Annotated in this window: 23 protein-coding genes and 1 tRNA gene; 3 read left to right on the plus strand and 21 right to left on the minus strand. The window is 74.5% G+C overall.

Annotation, left to right across the window (positions count from 1 at the left end; translation table 11 throughout):
- The 14 genes from EPD83_RS05785 to EPD83_RS05850 form a co-directional block, all read right to left on the minus strand.
- Positions 1 to 489 (minus strand): Ppx/GppA phosphatase family protein (locus EPD83_RS05785; RefSeq protein ID WP_407676016.1); only part of this gene is annotated, 489 nt, incomplete at its 3' end.
- The gene (locus EPD83_RS05790; protein ID WP_128366968.1) at positions 486 to 998 is read right to left on the minus strand and encodes a DUF501 domain-containing protein; all 513 of its coding nucleotides are present in this window, start codon (positions 996 to 998) and stop codon (positions 486 to 488) included. The genes EPD83_RS05785 and EPD83_RS05790, both read right to left, overlap by 4 nt.
- Before the next feature lie 25 nt (positions 999 to 1023).
- Positions 1024 to 1638, minus strand: a complete 615-nt coding sequence (locus tag EPD83_RS05795) for an FtsB family cell division protein (RefSeq protein WP_128366967.1) — start codon at positions 1636 to 1638, stop codon at positions 1024 to 1026.
- A gap of 22 nt (positions 1639 to 1660) precedes the next feature.
- Positions 1661 to 2950 (minus strand): phosphopyruvate hydratase, encoded by a 1290-nt coding sequence (gene eno / locus EPD83_RS05800; protein ID WP_128366966.1) that lies wholly within the window; start codon positions 2948 to 2950, stop codon positions 1661 to 1663.
- A gap of 105 nt (positions 2951 to 3055) precedes the next feature.
- Positions 3056 to 3988, minus strand: a complete 933-nt coding sequence (locus EPD83_RS05805) for a pseudouridine-5'-phosphate glycosidase (protein WP_128366965.1) — start codon at positions 3986 to 3988, stop codon at positions 3056 to 3058.
- On the minus strand, positions 3985 to 4968 hold the full coding sequence (locus EPD83_RS05810) for a carbohydrate kinase family protein (RefSeq protein WP_164896453.1): 984 nt from the start codon (positions 4966 to 4968) through the stop codon (positions 3985 to 3987). The genes EPD83_RS05805 and EPD83_RS05810 overlap by 4 nt, the downstream gene beginning before the upstream one ends.
- Before the next feature lie 26 nt (positions 4969 to 4994).
- Positions 4995 to 6281, minus strand: coding sequence for an FAD-binding domain-containing protein (locus EPD83_RS05815; protein ID WP_165566335.1), 1287 nt, complete (start codon positions 6279 to 6281; stop codon positions 4995 to 4997).
- A complete protein-coding gene (locus EPD83_RS20570) occupies positions 6278 to 7261 on the minus strand; it encodes a MazG family protein (protein WP_128368277.1) in 984 nt (327 codons plus the stop codon). The genes EPD83_RS05815 and EPD83_RS20570 overlap by 4 nt, the downstream gene beginning before the upstream one ends.
- Positions 7258 to 7779, minus strand: coding sequence for a hypothetical protein (locus tag EPD83_RS20575; protein WP_128368276.1), 522 nt, complete (start codon positions 7777 to 7779; stop codon positions 7258 to 7260). The genes EPD83_RS20570 and EPD83_RS20575 overlap by 4 nt, the downstream gene beginning before the upstream one ends.
- A gap of 11 nt (positions 7780 to 7790) precedes the next feature.
- Positions 7791 to 11381, minus strand: coding sequence for a transcription-repair coupling factor (mfd, locus tag EPD83_RS05830; RefSeq protein WP_165566336.1), 3591 nt, complete (start codon positions 11379 to 11381; stop codon positions 7791 to 7793).
- A gap of 121 nt (positions 11382 to 11502) precedes the next feature.
- Complete coding sequence (locus tag EPD83_RS05835) at positions 11503 to 13011, minus strand: polysaccharide biosynthesis tyrosine autokinase (RefSeq protein ID WP_128366676.1); 1509 nt, start codon at positions 13009 to 13011, stop codon at positions 11503 to 11505.
- Positions 13012 to 13136: 125 nt separating this feature from the next.
- Positions 13137 to 13754, minus strand: a complete 618-nt coding sequence (pth, locus tag EPD83_RS05840) for an aminoacyl-tRNA hydrolase (RefSeq protein WP_165566337.1) — start codon at positions 13752 to 13754, stop codon at positions 13137 to 13139.
- A 73-nt stretch (positions 13755 to 13827) separates the two neighbouring features.
- On the minus strand, positions 13828 to 14535 hold the full coding sequence (locus tag EPD83_RS05845) for a 50S ribosomal protein L25/general stress protein Ctc (protein WP_128366674.1): 708 nt from the start codon (positions 14533 to 14535) through the stop codon (positions 13828 to 13830).
- Between the two features lie 272 nt (positions 14536 to 14807).
- Positions 14808 to 15779, minus strand: a complete 972-nt coding sequence (locus EPD83_RS05850) for an EamA family transporter (protein ID WP_128367315.1) — start codon at positions 15777 to 15779, stop codon at positions 14808 to 14810.
- Between the two features lie 117 nt (positions 15780 to 15896).
- On the opposite strand from EPD83_RS05850, the gene EPD83_RS05855 reads away from it, so the two are divergent.
- A complete protein-coding gene (locus EPD83_RS05855; protein ID WP_128367314.1) occupies positions 15897 to 16454 on the plus strand; it encodes a CGNR zinc finger domain-containing protein in 558 nt (185 codons plus the stop codon).
- A 161-nt stretch (positions 16455 to 16615) separates the two neighbouring features.
- Here EPD83_RS05855 and EPD83_RS05860 read toward each other — a convergent pair whose 3' ends face one another.
- The 6 genes from EPD83_RS05860 to EPD83_RS05885 all read right to left on the minus strand — a co-directional run bounded on the left by EPD83_RS05860 (position 16616) and on the right by EPD83_RS05885 (position 22251).
- On the minus strand, positions 16616 to 17596 hold the full coding sequence (locus tag EPD83_RS05860) for a ribose-phosphate diphosphokinase (protein ID WP_128367316.1): 981 nt from the start codon (positions 17594 to 17596) through the stop codon (positions 16616 to 16618).
- Positions 17597 to 17688: 92 nt separating this feature from the next.
- A complete protein-coding gene (glmU, locus tag EPD83_RS05865; protein WP_128367313.1) occupies positions 17689 to 19218 on the minus strand; it encodes a bifunctional UDP-N-acetylglucosamine diphosphorylase/glucosamine-1-phosphate N-acetyltransferase GlmU in 1530 nt (509 codons plus the stop codon).
- A gap of 183 nt (positions 19219 to 19401) precedes the next feature.
- Positions 19402 to 19941, minus strand: coding sequence for a universal stress protein (locus tag EPD83_RS05870; protein WP_128367360.1), 540 nt, complete (start codon positions 19939 to 19941; stop codon positions 19402 to 19404).
- Between the two features lie 13 nt (positions 19942 to 19954).
- Positions 19955 to 21427 carry an MFS transporter gene (locus EPD83_RS05875; protein ID WP_235950365.1) on the minus strand — a complete coding sequence of 491 codons (1473 nt, stop codon included), beginning with the start codon at positions 21425 to 21427 and terminating at the stop codon, positions 19955 to 19957.
- A gap of 311 nt (positions 21428 to 21738) precedes the next feature.
- On the minus strand, positions 21739 to 22002 hold the full coding sequence (locus tag EPD83_RS05880) for a hypothetical protein (RefSeq protein ID WP_128367361.1): 264 nt from the start codon (positions 22000 to 22002) through the stop codon (positions 21739 to 21741).
- Positions 22003 to 22172: 170 nt separating this feature from the next.
- A tRNA-Gln gene (locus tag EPD83_RS05885) sits at positions 22173 to 22251 on the minus strand.
- 169 nt (positions 22252 to 22420) lie between these two features.
- Between EPD83_RS05885 and EPD83_RS05890 the strand changes: the two genes are divergently transcribed.
- The gene (locus tag EPD83_RS05890; RefSeq protein WP_128367364.1) at positions 22421 to 23032 is read left to right on the plus strand and encodes a TetR/AcrR family transcriptional regulator; all 612 of its coding nucleotides are present in this window, start codon (positions 22421 to 22423) and stop codon (positions 23030 to 23032) included.
- Positions 23033 to 23053: 21 nt separating this feature from the next.
- Here EPD83_RS05890 and EPD83_RS05895 read toward each other — a convergent pair whose 3' ends face one another.
- The gene (locus tag EPD83_RS05895; protein ID WP_235950366.1) at positions 23054 to 23905 is read right to left on the minus strand and encodes a methyltransferase domain-containing protein; all 852 of its coding nucleotides are present in this window, start codon (positions 23903 to 23905) and stop codon (positions 23054 to 23056) included.
- A 55-nt stretch (positions 23906 to 23960) separates the two neighbouring features.
- On the opposite strand from EPD83_RS05895, the gene EPD83_RS05900 reads away from it, so the two are divergent.
- Positions 23961 to 24461, plus strand: coding sequence for a MarR family winged helix-turn-helix transcriptional regulator (locus EPD83_RS05900; RefSeq protein ID WP_128367021.1), 501 nt, complete (start codon positions 23961 to 23963; stop codon positions 24459 to 24461).
- The last annotated feature ends 19 nt before the right edge of the window (positions 24462 to 24480 follow it).

Below are 24480 nucleotides of genomic sequence, written 5' to 3' on the forward strand. Positions count from 1 at the left end.
CTCGACGTCGTCCTCGCCGCGCACGACCTCGGTGGAGCCGCCGCCGAGGTCGACGACGAGGTACGGACCGGGGGTGCCGAGGCGTCGTAGTCCGGCCGTGGCACCGACGAACGACAGCCGCGCCTCGACCTCGCCGGGCACGACCTCGGGCGCGACGTCGAGGTCACCGAAGGCTGCGCGGACGCCGGTGACGAAGTCCGCGGCGTTGCGGGCGTCGCGGGAGGCCGACGTGGCGACGAACCGGGCGGCCGCCACGCCGTGCTCGCGGCACAGGTCGGCGTACTCGCGGGCGACGGCGAGCGTCCGGGCCATCGCGGCCGCGCCGATCTCCCCCGTGGCGTCGATGCCCTCCCCGAGCCGGACGACCTCGAGCCGCCGGACGACGTCGGTGACCAGCCCGTCCGCGGCGACGTCGGCGACGAGCAGCCGGATGGAGTTGGTGCCGCAGTCGACCGCGGCCACCCGGTGCGACGAGGGGTGGGCGCTCACGCCTCGGCGTCCGTCGCGCAGGACCGGCCCTCCCACCACGGCGGCAGTGCGGCCAGCGCCTCGTCGCCGAGGGGGTTGACGCCCGGGCCGACCGCCAGCGAGTGCGCGACGAGCACGTGCAGGCACTTGACGCGGGTGGGCATGCCCCCGGCGGACACGCCGGCGATCTCGGCGACCTCCCCGAGCTCGGACCGCCGGGCCAGGTAGTCCTCGTGGGCGGCCTCGTACCCGGCGCGCAGGTCCTCGTCGGCGTCGAGCCGGTCGGTCATCTCCCGCATGAGCCCCTGCGACTCCAGCGTGGAGACGGCGCCGGTGAGCCGCGGGCAGGTGGCGTAGAAGGTCGTCGGGAAGGGGGTGCCGTCGGGCAGGCGGGGCTCGGTACGGACGACGTCGGGCTCGCCGCAGAGGCAGCGGTGCGCGACCTCGACGACGCCGCGGGGGTCCCGGCCCAGCTGTCGCCGGACGGCCTCGAGGTCGGCCGTCGCGACCGGCGGACGGTCCGCGGTCATCGGCCACCCACGACGGCGGGGCCCGTCACCGCCGGGCCCCGGGGGCGTCGGCGGTGCGCACCGACTCCCAGACCGTGTCGTACCAGGGCCGCACGGGCGCGGCCTCGTCGGCGCCTGGGCCGGCGACGGCCGGGGTGTCGGCGGTCTCGGGCTCGGGGTCCAGGACGGTGTAGGACCGCTCCCCCGGCCGGACGAACTTCAGCCGCTCGCGGGCCTGCTGCTCGACGTAGGCCGGGTCCTCCCAGCGCTCGCGCTCGGCCCGCAGCGCCTCGACGTCGGCCTCCTGGGCGGCCACCCGGTCCTGCAGCGCGGCGATCTCCCCGCGCTGGTGGACCCACGCCGCGACCGACGACGCGAGGAGGACGGTGAGGAAGACCGCGATCCCGGCGAGGACGACACCGCGCCGCACGAGACGGTGCGTGACGGCCCCGCCGATCCGGCCGGGCCAGCCGGACCGGGTCCGCCGGACGACCTTGCTCGTCGTCGGCGTGCCGGTGGAGCGGGTGGCCGCGGACGCCGTCGACCGGGTGCGGCCGCCGGCGCTCCGGGCGCCGCTCCCGGTGGACCGCGACGCGGACGCCCGCGCCCCCGTCCCGCGTCGCGGCGGGCGGGACGCGGGACGGGTGGTGCGGCCGGGCATCGCTCGTGGTCCTCCGGGCGGGTCAGGCCCGGCGGGCGGCGAACCGCGGGAACGCCTCGGCGCCGGCGTAGACCGCGGCGTCGTCGAGCTCCTCCTCGATCCGCAGTAGCTGGTTGTACTTCGCGACGCGCTCGGACCGGGCCGGGGCGCCGGTCTTGATCTGGCCGCAGTTCGTCGCGACGGCGAGGTCGGCGATCGTCGTGTCCTCGGTCTCGCCCGAGCGGTGGCTCATCATGCAGCGGTAGCCGTTGCGCTGCGCGAGCGAGACGGCGTCGAGGGTCTCGGTGAGCGAGCCGATCTGGTTGACCTTGACGAGCAGCGCGTTCGCCGTGGCGGTGGAGATGCCGCGGGCCAGGCGCTCGGGGTTGGTGACGAAGAGGTCGTCGCCGACGATCTGGACCTTCGCGCCGAGGCGGTCGGTCATGGCCTTCCAGCCCTCCCAGTCCTCCTCGTCCAGCGGGTCCTCGATGGAGACCAGCGGGTAGGCGTCGACGAGCTCGGCGTAGTAGTCGACCATCTCGGCCGCGGACTTCGAGCCGCCCTCGAAGGCGTACGCGCCGTCCTCGTGGAACTCGGTGGCGGCGACGTCGAGCGCGAGCGCGATCTGCTCCCCCGGGGTGTAGCCGGCGCGCTGGATGGCCTCGAGGATGAGGTCGAGGGCGGCGCGGTTGGACTCCAGGTCGGGGGCGAAGCCGCCCTCGTCGCCGAGGCCGGTGGCCAGGCCCTTCTCCTTGAGGACGGCCTTGAGCGAGTGGTAGACCTCGGCGCCCCAGCGCAGGGCCTCGCGGAAGGTCTCGGCGCCGATCGGCGCGATCATGAACTCCTGGATGTCGACGTTGGAGTCCGCGTGGCTTCCGCCGTTGAGGATGTTCATCATCGGGACGGGCAGGACGTGCGCGTTCGGCCCGCCGACGTAGCGGAACAGCGGCAGGTCGGCGGAGTCGGCCGCGGCCCGGGCCACGGCGAGGCTGACGCCGAGGATGGCGTTGGCGCCGATCTTCTCCTTGTTCGGGCTGCCGTCGACGGCGAGCATCTCGGCGTCGACGAGGCGCTGCTCGCTGGCCTCGAAGCCGAGGAGCTTGGGCCCGAGCTCGTCGATGACCGCGTCGACCGCCTGCTCGACCCCCTTGCCGAGGTAGCGGCCCTTGTCGCCGTCCCGGCGCTCGACGGCCTCGAAGGCCCCGGTCGAGGCGCCGCTGGGGACGGCCGCGCGGGCGACGGTGCCGTCGTCGAGGGCGACCTCGACCTCGACCGTCGGGTTGCCGCGCGAGTCGAGGATCTCGCGCGCGCCTACTGCATCGATGTTGGCCACAAGACACTCCTGTGGAGAGGGGACACGTTTCCTGCCGAGCGTAGCCGGGGTGGGCTCCGTCACTCCGGACCGACCCGCTCCCCGGACCGGCGCGCTCCCGGGTCGTCAGCGGGTGGCGGCGAGGGCGACGGCGATCTGCGTGCCGACGCGGGCGTTGTGCTCGACGAGGGCCACGTTCGTGCGCAGCGAGCGCCCGTCGGACAGCTCGACGATGCGACCCAGGAGGTAGGGGGTGATGTCCTTGCCGCGCACCCCGAGCCGGTCGGCGTCGGCCAGGGCCTGCGCGATGACGCCGTCGATGTCGGCGCGCGGCATCTCCGCCTCGGCCGGCACCGGGTTGGCGACGGCGACGCCGGACTGCAGGCCGAGGTCCCACGTCGCCCGGGCCAGGGCCGCGACCTCCTCGGGGGTGTCGAGCCGCATCGGCACCGGGACGCCGGAGGAGCGGGAGAAGAACGACGGGAAGTCGTCGGTGCCGAACCCGACGACGGGGACGCCGAGGGTCTCGAGGACCTCGAGGGTCCGCCCGATGTCGAGGATCGACTTCACGCCCGCGGACACGACCGCCACCGGGGTCCGGGAGAGCTCGGTGAGGTCGGCCGAGACGTCCATGCTCGACTCGGCGCCCTGGTGCACGCCGCCGAGCCCGCCGGTGACGAACAGCCCGATCCCGGCCAGGCCGGCGATGCGCATCGTGCTGGCGACGGTCGTCGCGCCGTGCGAGCCGGTGGAGACGACCCGGCCGAGGTCGCGCACGCTGACCTTCGGCACCGAGCCGTCCGAGGCGAGCAGCTCGAGTTCGGCGTCGCCCAGCCCCACGGTCGGGCGTCCGGCGATGACGGCGATGGTGGCGGGCACGGCGCCGCCCTCGCGGACGAGGCCCTCGACCGTGCGGGCCATGCCGACGTTCTCCGGGTAGGGCATGCCGTGGCTGATGATCGTCGACTCCAGGGCCACGACGGGGTGCCCGTCGGCCAGGGCGTCGCGCACCTCGGGCGCGAGGGCCAGGGCGTCGTGGGGCGGGCGGGGCGTGGTCATCCGGGGAGCTCCTCGGTGGTCGGCTCGGTGGGGGTCAGGCGGTCCGCGACGAGCGCCGCGGTGAGGTCGGGACGGACGGTGTCGGGCGAGGCGCAGGTCAGGGCGGCCAGCACCTGCCCGAAGCGGGCGGCCTCGACGACGTCGGCGCCGGCCAGGAGGGAGTGGACGTAGCCCGCGGTCATCGCGTCGCCCGCGCCGGTGACGTCGACGACGTCCGTCGTGGGGGCGGCGACGAGCACCGCGCGGGGAGGGCCGTCCGGGGTGCGCACCGACAGCAGGCTGCCGCGGGCGCCGCGCCGCACCCAGACCCGCTCGACGCCGCGGGCGTGCAGCACCTCGGCGGCCGCGCGGACGTCCGCGACCGAGTCCGGCACGGGGAGGCCGGTGAGGGCGGCGAGCTCGTCGGCGTTGGGCGTGACGGTGTGGACGGGCCGACCGTCGTCGAGGGCCGGCGCGGCGGCGGTCGCCTTGGCGACGCTCACCGGCTCGAGGACGACGGGGACGCCGGCCTCGTCGGCCTCCCGCAGCAGGGCCCGCAGGACGGTGACGTCCAGGTTGCCGTCGAGGACGAGCAGCCCCGCGCCGGCGAGGAGGGCGGGCACCACCGCGAGGTCGCCGGTGCCGAGCTCGTCGGTGGCGCGCATGTCGGCGACGGCGAGGAGGAGGTCGCCGCGGTGGTCGAGCACCGCGGTGTAGGTGCCGGTCGGCAGCCCGGTCGTCACGAGGTGGTCGACGTCGACGCCGGCCGCCGCGGTCCGGGCCCGCACCGTCCGGCCGGCGACGTCGTCCCCGACGGCGGCGACGAGCACCGTCGGCGAGCCCAGCCGGGCGAGGTTCTCGGCGACGTTGCGGCCCACCCCGCCGACCCCGCTCGTCGCCGTGCCGGGGTTGCTCGTCCCGAGGACCGGCTCGCCCGCGGTGCGGACCTTGGCGTCGAGGACGGCCCCGCCGACGACGACGACGCGGACGGGCTCGGGCACCGGCACAGACTAGGGCCCCGTCGGGGTCAGCGCGGCAGGCGCCGGCCGGCGGCCTTGCGCCAGGCGCTGAAGGAGGTGACGGGTCCGGCGTGCGGGGGCACCAGCCACGGCCAGGGGTGCCGCTCGGCGACGTCGAGGCGCGCCGCCCGGGGGGCGAACCCGGGGACGGGGGCGTGGGTGACGGCCAGCCGGGTGCCGGCCAGCTCCGTCCCGACCCGGCCCCGGTGCAGCCGCACCTCGCGTTCCTCCCCCAGCTCGGCGAGGGTCTGGGCCAGGAAGACCAGCCGCTTGCCGGACAGCCGCAGCCGCCGCAGCAGGGGCTCGTCGAAGCAGAAGACGGCCGGGAGGTCCGGGTGGGCGGCCAGGGCCGGGTCGTCCGCCCCCAGGGACTCCGCGGTCAGCCACACCGCCTCCGGCTCGCCGCCCGACTCCACCTCGCGGGGTCCGGCGGTGGCCGCCGGGTCGGGGTCGTGGCGCAGCCGCGGGTCGGGGTCGGCGACCCGTCCGGTCGCGCTGCCGGCGCCGTCGGTGTCCGGCCACCCGGCGATCGGGCAGGCGTCCCGCAGGGCGCACCGCTCGCAGAGGCCGGGCGCGCGCTTGCGGACCTGCCACCGCGAGAACCCGTACGCCTTCGGGCTGCCCGCGCCGACCGTCCACTGCCAGCCCAGCCGGTTCGCGGCCCGGGAGCCGTCGAGCAGGTGGGTGAAGAACGCGTCCTCGCCGGAGCGCCAGCCCCATCCCTCGCGGACCGTCCAGTGCGAGGACAGCCACATCCGGGTCTGGTTGACGAGCCAGCCGTCCCGCTCGAGCTCGCCGACGGTGAGGTCGAGGCAGGCCATCTCGCGCGACCACGGCGCGGTGCGGGCGGCGGGGTCGTCCGCCGAGTCCGGGCGCGGGGCGTCGGGCGGCATGGCGTAGCGCAGCGAGTCCCGGGTCGCGGTGCCGACCCGTGCGTACAGGTGGCGCGCGTACTCCTGCCACAGCAGCTCGTCGCGGAACTTGCGGACGTCGCCGGCCGGGCCCCCGGCCACGTGGTCCCACACCTCGCGCAGGCCCAGCAGGCCGTGGCGGACGAACGGCGAGAGCCCGGACGCGCCCCGCGCCTCGGCCGGCCAGACCTGGTTGCGGCGGCGGGCGTAGCCGGTGACGTCGAACCCGGCCAGGGCGATGTCGGCCGCCCGCTGCCCGCCGGTGAACCGCCCGCTGGCCGCGACGCCGTCGGCCCCCTCCGCGGTGAGGTCGCCCAGGTGCCTCGCGGTCCAGGAGACGACGCCGTCGGGGTCCCCGGTGGGCGGTGCGGGTAGGAGGCTCACGCCGGACCGCGTCCGCCGGCCCCGCTCGTGCCGCCGCTCGGGCCACCGGCCGGGCCCGCGAGCCCGCGCAGCGCCGCGCGGGCCTCCGCCTCGGCGGACTCGACCGCCTCCTGCGCGGACTGCAGCCGGGCGAGCGCCCCGGGGTCGGGGTTCTGGCCCCGGCGGCGCATCCGGGAGAGGACCTTGGCCGCCGCGAGCCCCGGCGGCAGGGTGGCCGGGACGCCGTGGAGCAGGTCGTCCGCGTAGCCCCCGGCGGCCTTCTCGTCGGCCTTGATCCGCTCCCACTCGGTCTCGACCTGCTCCGGCGTCGTGGCGTCGCCGTCGGCGAAGACGTGCGGGTGCCGCCGGACGAGCTTGTCGACGAGCAGCCCGGCGACGGTGTCGACGTCGAAGCCGTCCGCCCCGGCGTCCTCGGCGACCCGGGCGTGGAAGACGACCTGGAGCAGGACGTCGCCGAGCTCCTCGGCCAGCGCCCGCGGGTCCCCGGACCCGATCGCCTCCAGCACCTCGTGGGTCTCCTCGACCAGGTACGGCGCGAGCGTGGTGTGCGTCTGCTCGGCGTCCCACGGGCAGCCGCCGGGCGAGCGGAGCCGGTCCATGGCCGCGACGACGTCGAGCAGCCGGCCGCCCTGGACGTCCCACGAGCCGACGACGAGCTCGACGTCCGGGGGCGTGTCCAGCCGGGAGACCTCGGCGGCGACCGCGTCGGACAGCCCGGGGTCGCCGTCGGAAGAGCCCAGCCACACGACGGACGTCGTCGCGGCGAGGTCGACGAGGGTGCGGGCGAGCTCCGGCGGAGCCACGTCGCCGACGGTCTCGACCGTGAGGTCGGCGTCCTCGAGCGCCTCGACGAGGGGCTCGTCGGCGGCCCGCGCCAGCAGCCGGTCGGCCTCGGTCACCGCACGCCACGCCGCGACCGACAGCAGCCCGGGGGCGACGCGCGGCGAGGTGACGACGAGCCCGAGCCGGCGCTCGCTCACGAGGCGGGCGTGATCCAGTCGGGCTGGGTGGCCTGGACCGAGATGTTCGTCGGGTCGAAGGTGCCGTAGCGGGGGTTGACCTCGACCTTCTGCGAGGCGATCTTCTGGACGAGCTCCTGCTGGTCGGCCTGGGTGAACTTCCCGCTGTCGCTGGCCTGCTGGAGGCTGTCGAGGAAGCGCAGGGCCTCGATGGTGGCCGGCGAGGGGTCCGCGACGCCGCGGCTCTGCGCGTCCTGCTCGGCGACCGAGTCGGAGGCGACGACGCCGTGCTCGTCGAAGAACTGCAGCGCCGGCCGGGCCTGGAGCAGCAGCGACAGGGTGGTGGCCGGCGTCAGCGGGTCGAGCCGTGGCTGGCTCATCCCGTTGAACTCCGACATGACGGACTGGACCTCGGTCTCGCTGATGACGCGGCCGTCGACCGTCGCGGCGCGGTTGGTCTCGAGGGAGCCGCAGCCGGCGGTGACGAGGGCGAGCGCCAGCGCGAGGACGCCGACGACGCGGCGAACCGGGAGGGTCACGAGGGGTCCTTTCACGATCGGGTCGCCCCGGCCGGGGCGGTCGCCGCACGGGCGGCCTCACCGACATTGTCCATGACGACGGTCCGCACCACCTGCGCGGCCCAGTCGAGGATGTCACGGTCGCGCAGCGGCCGGCCACCCACGCGGGCGGTCTTCGGGGCGGGGACGAGCAGGACGTTCGTCGCCGCCTTGAGGATCGAGCCGGGGTGGACGCGGTTCAGCCGCAGCTGCTGGCTCTCGCGCAGCTGCACCGGACCGAAGCGGACGTGCTGGCCCTGGACCGAGATGTCGGCGATGCCGGCGGACCGGGCGACGGTCCGCAGCCGGGCGACCTCGAGGAGGTTGCGCACCGGCTCGGGGACCGCGCCGTACCGGTCGACGAGCTCGCCCTCTATCTCGGCCAGCTGCTGGGTGTCGACGACCGCCGCGAGCTTCTTGTACATCTCCAGCCGCAGCCGCTCGTGCGGCACGTAGTCGTGCGGCAGGTGCGCGTCGACCGGCAGCTCGATCTTGATCTCGGCCGGGGCCGTCTCGCCCTCGCCACGGAAGGACGCGACGGCCTCGCCGACGAGCCGGACGTACAGGTCGAACCCGACGCCTGCGATGTGGCCGGACTGCTCGCCGCCGAGGAGGTTGCCGGCGCCGCGGATCTCGAGGTCCTTCATCGCCACCTGCATGCCGGCCCCGAGGTCGGTGTTGCTCGCGATGGTCTGCAGCCGGTCCAGGGCGGTCTCGGTGAGCGGGGTCTCCGGCGGGTAGAGGAAGTAGGAGTAGGCGCGCTCGCGGCCACGGCCCACCCGTCCGCGCAGCTGGTGCAGCTGGCTCAGGCCCAGCCGGTCGGCCCGCTCGACGAGCAGGGTGTTGGCGTTGGAGATGTCCAGGCCGGTCTCGACGATCGTCGTGCAGACGAGGACGTCGAAGCGCTTCTCCCAGAAGTCGACGACGACCTGCTCCAGCTTCTGCTCGCCCATCTTCCCGTGGGCCACGGCGACGCGGGCCTCGGGCACGAGCTCGCGGATGCGCGCCGCGGCCTTGTCGATCGTCGACACCTTGTTGTGGACGAGGAAGACCTGCCCCTCGCGCAGCAGCTCGCGGCGGATGGCGGCCGTCACCGTCTTCTCGTCGTAGGCGCCGACGTAGGTGAGGACGGGGTGGCGCTCCTCGGGCGGGGTGGCGAGCGTCGACATCTCGCGGATGCCGGTGACCGCCATCTCCAGGGTGCGCGGGATCGGGGTCGCCGACATGGCGAGGACGTCGACCTCGGTGCGCAGCGCCTTGAGCTGCTCCTTGTGCTCGACGCCGAAGCGCTGCTCCTCGTCGACGACGACGAGCCCGAGGTCCTTGAAGCGGACCTCCTTCGACAGCAGCCGGTGGGTGCCGATGACGAGGTCGACCGACCCGTCGGCCAGGCCGGCGAGCACCTGCTTGGCGTCGGCGTCGGTCTGGAAGCGCGAGAGGCCCTTGACGACGACGGGGAAGCCCGCGTACCGCTCGGCGAAGGTGTTGAGGTGCTGCTGGACCAGGAGCGTCGTCGGGCAGAGGACCGCGACCTGCTTGCCGTCCTGCACCGCCTTGAACGCGGCCCGCACGGCGATCTCGGTCTTGCCGTAGCCGACGTCGCCGCAGATGAGCCGGTCCATCGGGACCTCGCGCTCCATGTCGGCCTTGACCTCGTCGATGGAGCTCAGCTGGTCGGGGGTCTCGACGTGGGCGAAGGCGTCCTCGAGCTCGCGCTGCCACGGGGTGTCCGGGCCGAAGGCGTGGCCCTTGGTGGCCATCCGGGCCGAGTAGAGACGGATGAGCTCGGCGGCGATCTGCTTGACGTAGCGCCGGGCGCGGCCCTTGGTCTGCTGCCAGTCCGAGCCACCCATCTTGTTGAGCGTGGGCTGCTCGCCGCCGACGTAGCGGGTCACCTGGTCCAGCTGGTCGGTGGGGACGTAGAGGCGGTCACCGGGCTGGCCCCGCTTGGACGCCGCGTACTCGAGGACGAGGTACTCGCGGGTGGCGCCCTGCACGGTGCGCTGCATCATCTCGACGAAGCGGCCGACGCCGTGCTGCTCGTGGACGACGAAGTCGCCGGGACGCAGCTGCAGCGGGTCGACCTGGTTGCGCCGCTTGGACGGCATCCGCCGCATGTCCTTGGTCGACGTGCCGGACCCGCCGGCCGACCCGGTGAGGTCGGCCTCGGTGACGACGGCGAGGCGCTCGTCGGGGACGAGGAAGCCCGCCCCGACGGCGCCGGTGGTCACCGTGACGATGCCGGGCTCGGGGTCGGCGTCCTCGGGCACGAGCCGGGCCCCGATCTCGTGCTCGCCGAGCACCTCGGTGACCCGCTTGGCGAGCCCCGGGCCCTCGGTGGCGACGAGGACCGACCAGTCGTCGGCGACGAGCCGCCGCAGCTCGGCGACGGCGTCCTCGGTGCTGCCGCGGAAGGTCGGCGATGCGACGAGGCCGAGGTCGATCGTGTCGTCGTCCCCGTCGCCCGCGAACGGGGTGAGGTCGAGCCACCCGACGCCGAGCTCGCGGGCCTGGTCGCGCAGCTCGGCCATGGTGCGGAAGGACGCGGTGCCGAGCACGGACTCGAGGTCCACGGGCACGGCGCTGCCGGCGGCGGCGCCCACCCAGCCGGCCTGGAGGAACTCCTCGCTCGTCGAGACGAGGTCGTGGGCGCGGGTGCGCACCCGCTCGGGGTCGCAGGCGACGAGGGCGGAGCCGGCCGGCAGGACCTCGAGCAGGGTCTGCATCCCGTCGACGAGGGCCGGGGCCAAGGACTCCATGCCCTCGACGGCGATGCCGTTGGCGAGCTTGTCGAGGATGTCGGCGACCCCGGGCAGCTGGTCGGCGAGGGCGGCGGCGCGCTCGCGGACCGCGGGGGTGAGCAGCAGCTCGCGACACGGCGGCGCCCAGAGGCCGTGACCGGCGACCTCGAGGCTGCGCTGGTCGGCGACCTTGAACCAGCGGATCTCCTCGACGGTGTCGCCCCAGAACTCGACCCGGAGGGGGTGCTCCTCGGTGGGCGGGAAGACGTCGAGGATGCCGCCGCGGACGGCGAACTCGCCGCGCCGCTCGACGAGGTCGACGCGGGCGTAGGCGGCGGCCGCGAGGTCCTCGACGACGCGGTCCAGCGGCACGTCGTCGCCGGCCGCGAGCGCGACGGGGCGGAGCTCGCCGAGGCCCTGGGCGATGGGCTGGAGCACCGAGCGCACCGGGGCGACGACGACCGACAGCGCGCCGTGCGTGGCGTCTCCGGTCTCGGGGTGGGCCAGCCGGCGCAGCACCGACAGGCGCTGCCCGACGGTGTCGCTGCGGGGGCTCAGCCGCTCGTGGGGCAGCGTCTCCCAGGAGGGGAAGAGGGCGACGGCCTCGGGGCCGAGGGAGGCGACGAGGGCCGCGTGCAGGTCCTCGGCCTCGCGGCCGGTGGCGGTGACGGCGAGGACCGGCGCGCCGTGACGCCGGGGCGCGACGGCCGCGATGACGGCCGGCCGCGCGCCCGGTGGGCAGGCGGCCTCGACCTCGGCCGAGGGCAGCGCGAGGTGCTCGGAACAACGGGTGACGGCGGGGAGAGCGGCGATCCGGGACCGCAGCGTGGAGAACGAGGGCATGTCGACGTCCAGGATAGGCGTCGCCGCCGACACCCCGGTCCGCCGCCCGGGCGGTCGGGGGTCGCCGGTGAAGGTTCGGTCCGCCGGGCGGTGGGGCCGCCGCTGGACGGGACCGGCGTGGTCAGCGGACGCGGGCGTCCGCGTCGTCGGCGGCGAAGGGGTCGAGGTCGAGCGAGACGTCGTCGGGGTCGCCGACCGGCTCCGGCTCGCGGGTCACCGGCTTCGCGCCGCGCCGGCCGCGCAGCGACCACTTCTGGTCGCGGGCGGACGCGCCGCCGCCGGTCTCGTAGCCGTAGGTCTCGTACCCGTAGACCCCGGCCGAGCGGCCCTGTGGGATGCCGTTGAGCGCGACGCCGAGGACCCGGGCGTTGACGCCGGCGGCGAGCTCCAGGGTGCGCTTCAGCTGCTCCTTGCGGGTCTTGCCCATGAGCGTGACGACGAGGACGCCGTCGACCCGCTGGGAGAGGATCAGCGCGTCGGTGACCGGCAGCGTGGGCGGGGCGTCGATGACGACGACGTAGGACTTCGAGAGGTGGTCGAGCAGCTGGCGCATCCGGTCGGACCCGACGACCTCGCTCGGGTTGTGCGGGATGCGGCCGGCTGGCAGGACGAAGAGGTTCGGGGTGTCGGTCGAGACGATCGCCTCGCGCAGCGGCACCGACCCGGACAGCACCTGGGTGACGCCGACGCCGCTGGAGACGTCGAAGAGCGTCGCGACCATGGGCCGACGCAGGTCGCCGTCGACGAGGACGACCTTCTCGCCGCGCAGGGCCAGGCTGCGGGCCAGCAGCGCGGAGACCGTCGACTTGCCCTCGCCCGGCTGCGGGCTCGTGACGACGACGCTGCGGGGGGCGTGGTCGGGGTCGGCGAAGACGAGGTTGGTGCGCAGGTGCCGCAGCGCCTCCCCGACGGCGCCGCTGAGCAGCGCCTGGGAGTGCAGCCGCTGGCGCAGGTCGCGCGAGCGCGGGATGGTGCCGATGATCCCGTGGTCGGTGAGGGAGGTGACGTCCTCGGGACGGCGGATCCTCGTGTCCAGCCGCAGGCGGGCCATGACGAGCAGGTAGGCGGCGACGGCCCCGGCGGCGGCGCCGGTGGCGAGGAGCAGCAGCACGTTCGGCGACACCGGGCTCGTCGGCAGGACGGCGCTGGTCACGGGGATGAGCCGGACGACCGTGTCTCCCCGGGTGTCGCCGTTCTCGACGAGGGAGGCGACCTCGGCCGTGGCGCCGACGACGGCGTCCGCGACGTCCTTGGCCCGCTGCGGCGACGTCGACGTCGCGAACACCTGGATGCGGGGGCTGTCCGGCTCGGTCGCGTAGGAGATGGAGCCGGCGACGGCGGCCGGGCTGACGTCGAGCCCCAGCTCGTCCACGACCCGGTCGGCGACCATGCCGCTGCGGGTCAGCGGCGCGTAGGCGGCGGCCTTGGCGCTGGCGACGTTGTTGCCGACGGAGACCTCGGAGACGGACCGGCCGCCTCCCTCGATCTGCACGTAGGCCTCGGAGGAGGCGGTGTAGAGACGCGGCTGCAGGGCGGCGTACCCCGCGCCCGCGCCGATGCCGACGAGGAGGCACACGGCGATGCTGACCCAGAAGCGGCGCGCGACACGGACGGCGTCGAGGAGGGTCATGGATCCAGCCTTTCGGACCGCGGGGGCGACGAACCGCCTCACGGTAACGCCCGTGACGGGCGGGAACGATGGGTCGGACCTTATCTCGTCCGAACGGACCAGGGGCCGGGCCGGGGCGCCCGGGATCAGCGTGGGGCGTGGACCCGCTGCTGGGCGTCGAGGAGCCCGACGGTCACGAGGTGCTCGACGGCGTCGGCGGCGTCGTCGAGCAGGAAGGGCAGCAGGTCCTTGCGCTCGGACGGCGAGAAGTCCTTGAGGACGAAGTCGGCGGGCTCGGTGCGTCCCGGCGGGCGGCCGATGCCCACCCGCACCCGGTGGTAGTCCTTCGTGCCGAGCGAGGAGCTGATCGAGCGCAGTCCGTTGTGCCCGCCCTCGCCGCCACCGCGCTTGAGCCGGACGAGCCCGGCGTCGATGTCGAGCTCGTCGTGGACGACGACGAGCCGGTCGACCGGGACGGAGAAGAAGGACATGAGCGCCTTGACCGGGCCGCCGGACTCGTTCATGTACGACGACGGGACGGCGAGCACGGCCGACGGGCCGGGCACCCCGCCGGGACCGGTGCCGAGGCGCACCCGGTCGGCGACGGCGCGCGCCTTGTGGGTGCGCAGGCTGCCACCGGTCCGGCGGACGAGCTCGTCGACGACCATGGCGCCGACGTTGTGGCGGTTGCCGGCGTAGCGCGGGCCGGGGTTGCCCAGCCCGACGACGAGCCAGGGGGCGGTGTCGGTCACGGCGTCGATCATGTCAGAGGGCCGGGGACGCCGACGGGGCCCGGTCCGTGGTCGGACCGGGCCCCGTCGGGGTGCAGCGGGTGGCTCAGGACTCCTCGGAGGAGTCGCCCTCGGACGACGCGCCCTCGGCGGACTCGCCCTCGGTGCCGGCCTCGTCGCCGCCCTCGGCCTCGGCGTCCTCGTCGGACTCCTCGCGCTCGATGCCGGCCTCGGCCTCGGCCTCCTCGAGCTCGGCGTCGAGCTCCTCCTGGGTGACCTGCTGGGTGATGTTGACGACGAGCGCCTCGGGGTCGGTGAGCAGCTCCGCGCCCTCGGGCAGGCTCACCTGGCCGGCGAGGACCTGGGTGCCGGCCTCGGCGCCCTCGACGTCGACGGTGACCGACTCGGGGATGTCGGTCGCGAGGACCTCGACCTCGAGGGTCGTGAGGACGGTGGTGACGACGGTCTCGGCGGCGGCCTCGCCCTCGACGTGGACGCCGACCTCGACCGTGACCTTCTCGCCCTTGCGGACGACGACGAGGTCGACGTGCTCGATGACCGGCTTGATGGGGTCGCGCTGCACGTCCTTGGCCAGCGCCATGTGCTCCGTGCCGTCGATGACGAGCGTGAGCAGGGCGTTGGTGTGCTTGAGCGCGAGCATGGCCTCGTGGCCCGGCAGCGTGATGTGCACCGGCTGGGTGCCGTGGCCGTACATGACGGCGGGGATCTTGGCGGCGCGGCGGATCTTGCGGGCGGCGCCCTTGCCGAACTGGGTGCGCTGCTCGGCGACGAGCTTGGTGACCTCGCTGGACACGGGATGGCTCCTGGGGTGGGTCGGGGACGACGGTGACGGATGTCCTCGACGCGGGACGTGGCACCGAACCGGGCGCGGACGGCCGCCGGACCCGGGGGCCGGAGCGCCGCCAGCGTCGATCACGGACCTGTCGCGGACTCGCGTCCGCGGGTGCCGGACTGCGGTGTCCGGTACGACGTCCCTCGCCGAGGCAACCCCGAGAGTCTAGGCGACCGGGGGCGGGAGGTCGAAATCGGCGCCGCCCGGTCGCCCGACGTGGCGGACCCGGGGTGTCAGGGGACGGGCACGGGGGCGTCGACGTCGGGCGTCGACGCGGCCCGGCGACGCGCGTCGCGGCTCTCGCCGAGGCGCACGGCGGCAACCCCGCCGAGGATGACGATGCCACCGACGAGCTGCCAGGGCCCGGGCAGCTCGCCGAGGACGACCCACGCGACGAGGACGGCGAAGAGGACCTCGGTGAGCCCGAGGAAGGACGCCAGGGTCGAGCCCAGCCGCCGGGTGCCGACGATGCCGAGGACGTACGCGGCCGCGGCGGCGACGAGGACGAGCTCGGCCAGCGAGGTCCAGGCGGGGACGGCCACCCCGGCGAGGTCGACCGTCGCGTCGCCGGTGTGCATGCGGATGACGCCGAGGCCGCCGAGGAGGGCGAGGGCGAGGGTGCCGAAGAAGAGGCCGACCGCGGCGAAGGTCAGCGGCGGCAGCCGGGTCTCGCGCCCCGCGAGCACGTAGTGGCCGGCGAGCCCGACCGCCGCGAGCGAGGCCCAGGCGACCCCGACCAGGTCCGGGGTCGACTGGCCGGCGACGTCGAGGACGAGCACCAGCCCGAGGACCGCGAGCACGATGCCGACGCCGGTGAGGGCGTGCGGGCGACGGCGGGTGAGCAGCCAGACCCAGAGGACGACGACGACGATGCCGAGGTACTCGATGAGCAGGGCGACGCCCACGGTGAGGTGCTCGATGGCCTGGAAGTAGCCGAGCTGGGCGGCGCCGACGGCGAGCAGGCCGTACCAGGCGAGCACGGGCAGCTCGCGGCGCAGCGCCCCCAGGTCCTGGCGCGCCGCCCAGAGGCCGAGGGGCAGCAGGACGAGGGTGGCGCCGGCCATCCGGATGAGGACGACCGCCCCGGGGGACCACCCGCTCTCGATGAGCGCCTTGGCGAACGGACCCGACGTCCCGAACGCGAAGCTGCCGAGCAGCATCGCCGCGACCCCGATGCCGACCGTGCGGCGGACGACCTCGACCATGGTGGACCTCCCTCCGATGCTCCCCGTCCCGGTCGCGGCCCCGTCGCCGCTCCGGTATGTAAGGAGTCAACTGTTATGTTGGGTATGACACTAGGCCAGGACCCGTCAGGAGTCAAAGTGGTTTTCACCCATGACACGGACCTCGTGCTGCGACACGCCGCCGCGCTGGTCAACACCGCGCCCGGGCACGGCACGTCGGGCGAGGAGGACCTGCCCGACCTGCCGACCGTGCTCGCCTGGATGGACGACTGGGGCTGGACGGGCGGACGGCCCGGCGACGCCGCGGAGGTCGCGCACCTGCAGCGGGTGCGGGGACGCATCGAGCGGCTGTGGCTCATGGACCTCGTGGAGCAGGTGGCCGAGGTCAACGCGCTGCTGGCCGAGGGCCACGCGCTCCCCCGGCTCGTCGAGCACGACGACCAGGGCTGGCACGTCCACGCCACCGACGACGACGCGCCGCTCGCCGACCGGTTCGCCGTCGAGGTCGCGATGGCGATGATCGACGTCATCCGCGCCGACGAGCGCGAGCGGCTGCAGGTGTGCAGCGCCGAGGACTGCTCCGACGTCTACGTCGACCTCTCCCGCAACCGCTCCCGCAAGTTCTGCGACGGCACCTGCGGCACCAGGGCCAACGTCGCCGCCTACCGGGCCCGAAAGGCCGCCGAGGCCGGCTGACCCCGCCCCACCCCCCTACGCCCCCGCCCCACCTGACACCCCCGCCCCCGCCGTCAGCCCACACAACTTTCTCGCCTGATCCACCGACCTTGGGGTTCGCCGGGGAACGGAGGGTGCGCGAACCCGAACGTTCCGGGATCAGGCGAGAAAGTTCGCCGGGGTCAGGAGGGGCCGGCGCGGCCGCCGAAGAGGCTCGTCACGGAGCCGTCCTCGAACACCTCGTGGATGGCGGCGCTGATGAGCGGGGCGATCGAGAGCGTCGTGAGGCCCTCGAACTCCTTGTCCGCGCTGATCGGCAGCGTGTTGGTGACGATGACCTCCCGGGCCGAGCACGCCTGGAGCTTCTCGACCGCCGGCTCGGACAGGATCGCGTGCGTCGCGGCGATGACGACCTCCGCGGCGCCTGCGGCCTTGAGCGCGTCGGCGGCCTTGGTGATGGTGCCCGCGGTGTCGATCATGTCGTCGACGAGGATGCAGACCCGGTTCTCGACGTCGCCGACGACCCGGTTGGCGACGGTCTCGTTCGGCCGGTTGATGTCCCGGGTCTTGTGGATGAACGCCAGCGGCGCGCCGCCGAGCCGCTTGCTCCACTGCTCCGCGACCTTGATCCGGCCCGCGTCCGGCGAGACGACCGCGAGGTCCTGGTCGCCGTAGCGCTGGTCGACGTACTCCGAGAGGACCGGGATGGCCATGAGGTGGTCGACGGGGCCGTCGAAGAAGCCCTGGATCTGGTCGGTGTGCAGGTCGACGCAGATGAGCCGGTCCGCCCCGGCCGTCTTGAACAGGTCGGCGACGAGCCGCGCGCTGATGGGCTCGCGGCCGCGGTGCTTCTTGTCCTGCCGGGCGTAGCCGTAGAACGGCATGACGACGGTGATCCGCTTGGCGCTCGCCCGCTTCAGCGCGTCCACCATGAGCAGGTGCTCCATGATGTTCTCGTTGATGGGGCTCGTGTGGCTCTGGATGACGAACGCGTCCGAGCCGCGCACCGACTCCTCGAAGCGGACGTAGATCTCGCCGTTGGCGAAGTCGTAGGCGCTGGTCGGCACCAGCTCGGTCCCGAGCTGCTTGGCCACCTCCTGCGCGAGGCCGGGGTTGGCCCGCCCGGAGAACACCATGAGCTGCTTCTTCGGCCGCTTGCGGATGTTCGCCGACGGCGGCCGGCTCTCCTTGCTGCTCTTCCCGCCCTTGCCGCTCCTCGCGCCCCGCGACTCCTCGGGCGGCGTCCCGTCCTCCCTCACCGGGGCACGTCCTCTCCGGCGACGGGACCGGCATCGCCGGCGGACCCGGCGTCGTCGTCGGCAGCGGACCCGGCGTCGTCACCGGCGGCGGGACCCCCGGCCGTCCGCGCCCGCTCGGCCGCGGCGGCCGCCGGGGTGCCGGCCCGCTTGCGCTCGGTCCAGCCCTCGATGTTGCGCTGCGGCGCGACGTTGACCGCGAGCGCCCCCGCCGGCACGTCCTTGCGGATGACCGTGCCGGCACCGGAGTACGCGCCGTCGCCGACGGTCACCGGGGCGACGTACATGTTGTCGCTACCCATCCGGCAGTTGTTGCCGACGACGGTGCGCGCCTTGGAGACGCCGTCGTAGTTGACGAACACCGACGCCGCGCCGATGTTCGTGTCCTCGCCGATCTCGGCGTCCCCGACGTAGGACAGGTGCGGCACCTTGGACCCGGCGCCGATCCGCGCGTTCTTCGTCTCGACGAAGCCGCCGATCTTGCCCTTCGCGCCCAGCTCGGTGCCCGGCCGCAGGTACGAGTACGGCCCGACGGTGGCCCCCGGCCCGACGACGGCCAGGGTGGCGACCGTGCGCTCGACCGTCGCGCCGTCGCCGACCTCGGTGTCGGTGAGGGTGACCTCCGGCCCGATGACGGCCTCGGCGCCGATGCTCGTCGCCCCCAGCAGCTGGGTGCCGGGGAGGACGGTCGTGTCCTGGCCGATGAAGACGTCGACGTCGATCCACGTCGTCGCGGGGTCGACGATCGTCACGCCGGCCCGCAGGTGTCGCTCGCAGACCCGGCGGTTGAGCTCGCGCCCGAGCGCGGCCAGCTGGACCCGGTCGTTGACGCCCTCGGTCTGCCAGCGGTCCGGCACGACGTGGGCGCCGACGCCGTGACCGGCCTCGCGGGCGATCTGCACGACGTCGGTGAGGTACTTCTCGCCCTGCGCGTTCGCGGTGCCGACCTGCGACAGGGCGTCCCGCAGCACGCCGGCGTCGAAGGCGTAGATGCCGGAGTTGATCTCGGTGACGGCGAGCTCGTCCGGGCTCGCGTCCTTGTGCTCGACGATGCGCAGCACCCGGCCCTCGTCGTCGCGGACCACCCGGCCGTACCCCGTCGGGTCGGTGAGGTGGGCGGTCATCACGGAGACGGCGCTGCCCGCGGCGAGGTGCGCCTCGGTGAGCGCGACGAGGGTGTCGCCGCTCAGCAGCGGGACGTCGCCGTAGGTGACGAGCACGGTGCCGGTGAGCCCGGCGGGCAGGGCGTCCAGCCCGCACTCGACGGCGCGCCCGGTGCCCTTGACGTCGTCCTGGTCGGCGACGACGAGCGTCGGGTCGAGCTCGGCGAGGAAGGCCGCCACCCGCTCCCGCTCGTGCCGGACGACGACCGACACGTGCTCGGCCCGCGTCGCGCGGGCGGCGCGGACGGCGTGACCGAGCAGCGCGGTGCCGCCGATGCGGTGGAGGACCTTGGGGGTCGAGGACTTCATCCGCGTCCCCTCGCCGGCGGCGAGGACGATGACGGCGGCCGGTCGGGTCGCGTTCACGCGCTGTGCTCCAGGGGGTCGGGGCCACGGGCCGCCCGCCAGCCTACCGCCGGGCACCGGCCCCTCCGGGCGCGCGGTCCCTCCCCCCGACCGCGTCGGCTCGGGCGGCACCCGCGGCCCGGGGCCGACCCCCTGTCGGCTGGGTGGGACGCCGGCCCGCGCGGCCGTCCCGGGGCGCCGAGGTCAGGTCCGGCGGGTGCCGAGACCCGGACGGCCCGCGGTCCCCGCCGCGCGGACGGCGGCCGCGCCGGCGGCCCGGGACGCACGCGCCAGCCCGGTCTCGGGCTCCCCGGAGATGCGCGGAGGCATGACGACGACCGGGCACGGGGCGGCGTAGACGAGGCGGTGCGCGAACAGCGGTGACGCGGCGAGCGAGCGCGGGGCGTCGACGACGAGGAGGTCGGCGTCCCGCGCGGCGGCCAGCAGCGCCCGGCGCCGGTCCCCGCGGGTGACGACGAGCTCGGCGCCGTGGTCGGGCCCGAGGACCTCGGCGACGTCGGAGACGAGCCGGCTGAACGCCTCGTGCTCGGAGTCGGTGCTGCGGGGCACGCGGGCGGCGGTCGTCCCCGACGGTGTCGCCTGCGGGGTCGGCGCCTTCCAGGCCCGCAGCGCGACCAGTCGTCCGCCGTGCTCTCGGGCCTGCCGCCTCGCCCACAGCAGCGCGGTCGGCGAGCTGGAGCGGGGGCTGACCCCGACGACGACGGTGTACTCGTGGGCACTCATGGCGCGTCCTCGCTCACACCGGGAGGTGGACGGTCTCGTTGCCCTCCGCGTCGTAGCTCGTGAGCGGCGGCGCGACCTCCTCGAGGGACTTGTTCTCGGCGTCGACACCCCACAGCCAGGCGACGCCCGCGCCGACGAGCATGATGACCGTCGCGATGATGTAGCCCCAGAACATCGGGGTGCGGTCCTTGCCGTCGCCGATGAGCCACCCGTAGAACACCGGGCCGATGGCGCCGAACACCTGCGCGACGGCGAAGAAGTACGAGATCGCCTGGCCGCGGACCTCGAGCGGGAAGATCTCGGACACGGTGAGGTAGCCGGCCGAGGCGCCCGCCGAGGCGAAGAAGAACGCGACGCACCAGAACGCCGTGTGGGTGGCGGCCCCGATGGCGTCCTGCTGGAAGAGCCAGGCCGAGATGGCGAGGACGACGCCGGCGAACCCGTAGCAGCCGGTGATCATCCGTCGGCGCCCGACGGTGTCGAACAGCGGCCCGAGCAGCAGCGGCCCGAGGAGGTTGCCGACGGCGAAGGGGAAGAAGTAGATCGCGGCCTCGGACGCCGACTTGCCGTAGAAGTTCTGCAGGACGAGCGCGTAGGTGAAGAAGATCGCGTTGTAGAGGAAGCTCTGGGTGATCATCAGGGTCGCGCCGAGCACCGTGCGCGTGGGGTACATCCGGAAGAAGACGTACCCGAGCTGGCGGGGGGTGAGGCCCTCGCGCGCCTTGATCCACATCGCCTCGTCGTCCCCGTGCTCGGGCGGGGTCTTGCCGGCGTCGCGGACGTCCTGCTCGAGGTCAGCGACGACCTTCTCCGCGGCCTCGGCGTGACCGTGCGTCACCATCCACCGCGGGCTCTCGGGGATGTGCCGGCGCAGGTAGATGATGCCGAGACCGAGGACGGGGCCGATGAAGAACGCGAGGCGCCAGCCGACGTCCTGCCCGAAGCGGCTCGTGTCGAGCAGGATCGTCGAGCCGAACGCCCCGATGGCGGCGCCGGCCCAGTAGGTGCCGTTGATGGCGAGGTCCACCCGCCCCCGGAACCGGCCGGGGATGAGCTCGTCCACGGCGGAGTTCACGGCCGAGTACTCCCCGCCGATCCCCATGCCGGACACGAACCGGAACGCGAGGAACAGCATCATGGTCGGCGCGAGGCCCGCGGCCGCGGCGGCGACGAGGTAGACCGCGAGGGTCAGGGTGAAGAGGCGCTTGCGGCCCCAGGTGTCGGTGAGCCGGCCGAAGACCAGCGCCCCGACCACCTGGCCGACGAGGTACACCGTGCCGGCCAGCCCGACGTCGGCGGCGGACATGTGCAGCGTCTTCTCGAAACCGCCGGCGGCGACGATCTGGGCCTCGAGGCCGTCGAGGATCCAGGCCGTCCCCAGCCCGAAGATCACCATCCAGTGGAACTTCACCCAGGGCATGTCGTGCATGCGTGCGGGGATGAGGCTCTTGACCGGCTTGTCGTCGGTCCGGGCCATCGTGGTCATCGACGCTCCCTTCGCTCCGCCCGTCCGCGGGGCGGGCGGGTCGTCCCCGCTCGGCGTCGAGGCGGCCAGGAGGGCGGGAGGGACGGGGAGGGAGGACTCGATCTCGTCCTGCCACGCTAGGCGCGCGTCAGCAGGGGGACCCGGGACGGATCTCCCTCTGCGACATGGCATCCGTTATGGGCGGGACGGGGCGGTCAGGGGTAGGGCCGGGGGCGTCCAGCCCGGGGGGCCGCCCGCGAGGCCGGGCCCGGTCGCGACGACGCCGCCCCGGCGGTGCGGGGCGGCGTAATCGAGGCGGGCGAGGGGGGACGTCAGCGGTTGCGCACCGTCGACGGCTCGAGGTCGCCGCCGGAAGGCGGGCCGGGCTTGCTCGTCGTGTCGCTGCCGCGGGCCTTGGTCTGCGCGTCGAGGACGATGCCGAAGACCACGACGCCGAGCATGGCCCAGCGCAGCGGCCCCGGGACGTAGGGCGCGAAGCTGCCGAGGAACAGCAGCACGGCCACGAGGACGGTGGTCAGGTAGAGGATCCCCCAGAACACCCAGCGGATCGCCGCGTTCATCACATCGCTCGTCATCGTCTGCTCCTCTGCTTCCCTCTGCGTCGAGACCAGGTCATCCGATTGTCGCACCGGGGTCGTCCGTTCGGACGATGTGCCGGCCGCCTTCGACAGGAGCGGGGTGAGGAGGAGGCCGGCGTCGGCCGCCGGGTGGGGCGGCCCGGGCGCCGTGGGCCCGGGGGCAGGGGCTCCCCGGGTAGGAATCGAACCTACGTCGCTTGTCCTGATTCAAAGTCAGGCGGGCCCTGCCAGCAGACCAACCGGGGACCGCCGCCCGCGGCGGACGGCTGGCGAGAAGCGTAGTGGAGCCGCTCCCGGCCCTCCCCCGGCCCGGGGGCCCACCGCGGACGCGCGGGCGGCTGTCGCCGCCGGTTGGCATGATGACCCGGTGAGCGAGGACACCGGGGCGAAGAAGGCACGCGGGTCGCGGTCCCGGATGACGGGCCGCGAGCGGCGCGAGCAGCTCATCGGCGTCGGGCGCAAGCACTTCGCCGACCACGGGGTCGAGGGCACGACGATCGAGGAGATCGCGGCGTCGGCCGGCGTCTCCAAGCCGGTCGTCTACGAGCACTTCGGCGGCAAGGAGGGCCTCTACGCCGTCGTCGTCGACCGCGAGATCGAGGCCCTGCTCGGCGGGGTCACCTCGGCGCTGGACTCCGGCGGGACCTCGCGCCAGCTCATCGAGCGCGCCGCCCTCGCCCTGCTCGACTACGTCGAGCTGCACGCCGACGGCTTCCGGATCCTCGTCCGGGACAGCCCGCCCGGCCAGGCGACGGGGTCGTTCGCCAGCCTCATGAGCGACATCTCCAGCCAGGTCGACCACATCCTCGCGGCCGAGTTCAAGCGCCACAAGCTCGACCCCAAGGCCGCCCCGATGTACGCGCAGATGCTCGTCGGGTCGATCGCGCTCACCGGCCAGTGGTGGCTCGACAACCATCGGTTCAAGAAGCACGAGGTCGCCGCCCACGTCGTCAACCTCGCCTGGAACGGGCTCACCGGGCTCGAGGCCAAGCCGACCCTCACACCCGAGACGATGGAGCGGCTCTGACCGCCTCGGGCTGACCGGCCCTCAGGCCGGCGGCCGCCCGCTGCGCCGCGCGACCGCGAAGATGCGCCGGAAGGGGAAGATCACCCCGGCCGAGGTCCGCGGGTACGCCTCGTGCAGCGCCTGCGCGTACGGCGTGAGGAAGGCCTCGCGCTCGTCCTCGCCGGTGAGCAGGTCGAGCACCGGCCGCAGCCCGGTGGCCGTCACCCAGGTCAGGACCGGGTTCTCGTCCTGCGCCCCGGGGTCCAGGACGTGCAGGTAGGTCGTCTCCCAGGCGTCGACGTCGCAGCCCAGCCGGGTCAGCACCCGCAGGTACGTCGCGGGCTCCCCCGCCGACGGGACCTCGAGGGCCGCGGTCAGCTCGCCCCGACGCGGGTGGTCCTCGGCGACCTCGCGCATGAGGGCGTGGCTCGGGGCGTCGAAGTTGCCGGGGACCTGGAGGGCGAGGCAGCCGCCGTCGGCCAGCGCGGCCACCCAGTCGCCGACGAGGTCCAGGTGGCCGGGCACCCACTGCAGCGTCGAGCTCGTGACGACGACGTCGGGCCGGTCCCCGAGCGAGGCGGGGTCCCAGTCGCGCAGGTCGGCCTGAACCCACTCGACGCGCCCGGCCTCGTCCCGCTCGCGCGCGGCGTCCAGCATCGACGCCGAGGAGTCCACCCCGACGACCCGCGCGTCCGGCCAGCGCTGCGCCAGGCGCAGGGTCGTCGGGCCGTGCCCGCAACCGAGGTCGACGACGAGGCGCGGGTCCTGCGCCGGGACCTGGGCCAGCAGGTCGGCGAAGGGGCGGCTCCGCTCGTCGGCGAACCGTCCGTAGGCGCTGGGGTCCCAGCTCGGGGTCTCGCGCATGACGTCCTCCTCGGCCCGGCGTGCGGCCATGGTCGCGCGCAAGTATCTCGATGTCAAGATACTTGACGGGGAGTAGCATCACCGCATGGCCGCTGACGACGTCGACCGTATCGTCTCGGCCTGGCGCCGGGAGCGACCCGACCTGGACGTGACCCCCCTCGAGGTCCTCTCGCGCATCTCGCGGCTGGCCCGGCGCCTCGACCTGGCCCGGGGCCGGGCCTTCGCGGGGACCGGCCTGGAGCGCTGGGAGTTCGACGTGCTGTCCGCTCTGCGCCGTCGGGGCGCCCCCTACGAGCTGAGCCCGGGGCAGCTCGTCACCGAGACGCTCGTGACGAGCGGGACGATGACCAACCGCGTCGACCGGCTCGCGGCCCGCGGGTTCGTCGAGCGCCACCCCGACCCCGGCGACCGCCGCGGCGTCCTCGTCCGGCTGACCGACGCCGGGATGGCCGCCGTCGACACCGCGCTCGCCGAGCTGCTGGCCGACGAGCGGGCCCTGCTCGCCCAGCTGGACGACGACGAGCAGGCCGACCTCGCCGAGCTGCTGCGACGGCTGCTGGGTCCCTTCGAGTCCGGTCCGGCCTGACGCCCGTCTCCGACGGCGC

The sequence above is a fragment of the Phycicoccus flavus genome (assembly GCF_004025965.2).
GTDB lineage: Bacteria > Actinomycetota > Actinomycetes > Actinomycetales > Dermatophilaceae > Phycicoccus > Phycicoccus flavus.

What these genes read in the sequence shown, in the direction of transcription:
- EPD83_RS05895 (WP_235950366.1), bottom strand. Translation starts at nt 23,905, where the DNA reads ATGGCCGCACGCCGGGCCGAGGAGGACGTCATGCGCGAGACCCCGAGC.
- pth (WP_165566337.1), bottom strand. Translation starts at nt 13,754, where the DNA reads ATGATCGACGCCGTGACCGACACCGCCCCCTGGCTCGTCGTCGGGCTG.
- mfd (WP_165566336.1), bottom strand. Translation starts at nt 11,381, where the DNA reads ATGCCCTCGTTCTCCACGCTGCGGTCCCGGATCGCCGCTCTCCCCGCC.
- EPD83_RS05850 (WP_128367315.1), bottom strand. Translation starts at nt 15,779, where the DNA reads ATGGTCGAGGTCGTCCGCCGCACGGTCGGCATCGGGGTCGCGGCGATG.
- EPD83_RS05880 (WP_128367361.1), bottom strand. Translation starts at nt 22,002, where the DNA reads ATGACGAGCGATGTGATGAACGCGGCGATCCGCTGGGTGTTCTGGGGG.
- EPD83_RS05890 (WP_128367364.1), top strand. Translation starts at nt 22,421, where the DNA reads ATGACGGGCCGCGAGCGGCGCGAGCAGCTCATCGGCGTCGGGCGCAAG.
- EPD83_RS05875 (WP_235950365.1), bottom strand. Translation starts at nt 21,427, where the DNA reads ATGACCACGATGGCCCGGACCGACGACAAGCCGGTCAAGAGCCTCATC.
- EPD83_RS05900 (WP_128367021.1), top strand. Translation starts at nt 23,961, where the DNA reads ATGGCCGCTGACGACGTCGACCGTATCGTCTCGGCCTGGCGCCGGGAG.
- EPD83_RS05790 (WP_128366968.1), bottom strand. Translation starts at nt 998, where the DNA reads ATGACCGCGGACCGTCCGCCGGTCGCGACGGCCGACCTCGAGGCCGTC.
- EPD83_RS05805 (WP_128366965.1), bottom strand. Translation starts at nt 3,988, where the DNA reads ATGACCACGCCCCGCCCGCCCCACGACGCCCTGGCCCTCGCGCCCGAG.
- EPD83_RS05835 (WP_128366676.1), bottom strand. Translation starts at nt 13,011, where the DNA reads ATGACCCTCCTCGACGCCGTCCGTGTCGCGCGCCGCTTCTGGGTCAGC.
- EPD83_RS05795 (WP_128366967.1), bottom strand. Translation starts at nt 1,638, where the DNA reads ATGCCCGGCCGCACCACCCGTCCCGCGTCCCGCCCGCCGCGACGCGGG.
- EPD83_RS05870 (WP_128367360.1), bottom strand. Translation starts at nt 19,941, where the DNA reads ATGAGTGCCCACGAGTACACCGTCGTCGTCGGGGTCAGCCCCCGCTCC.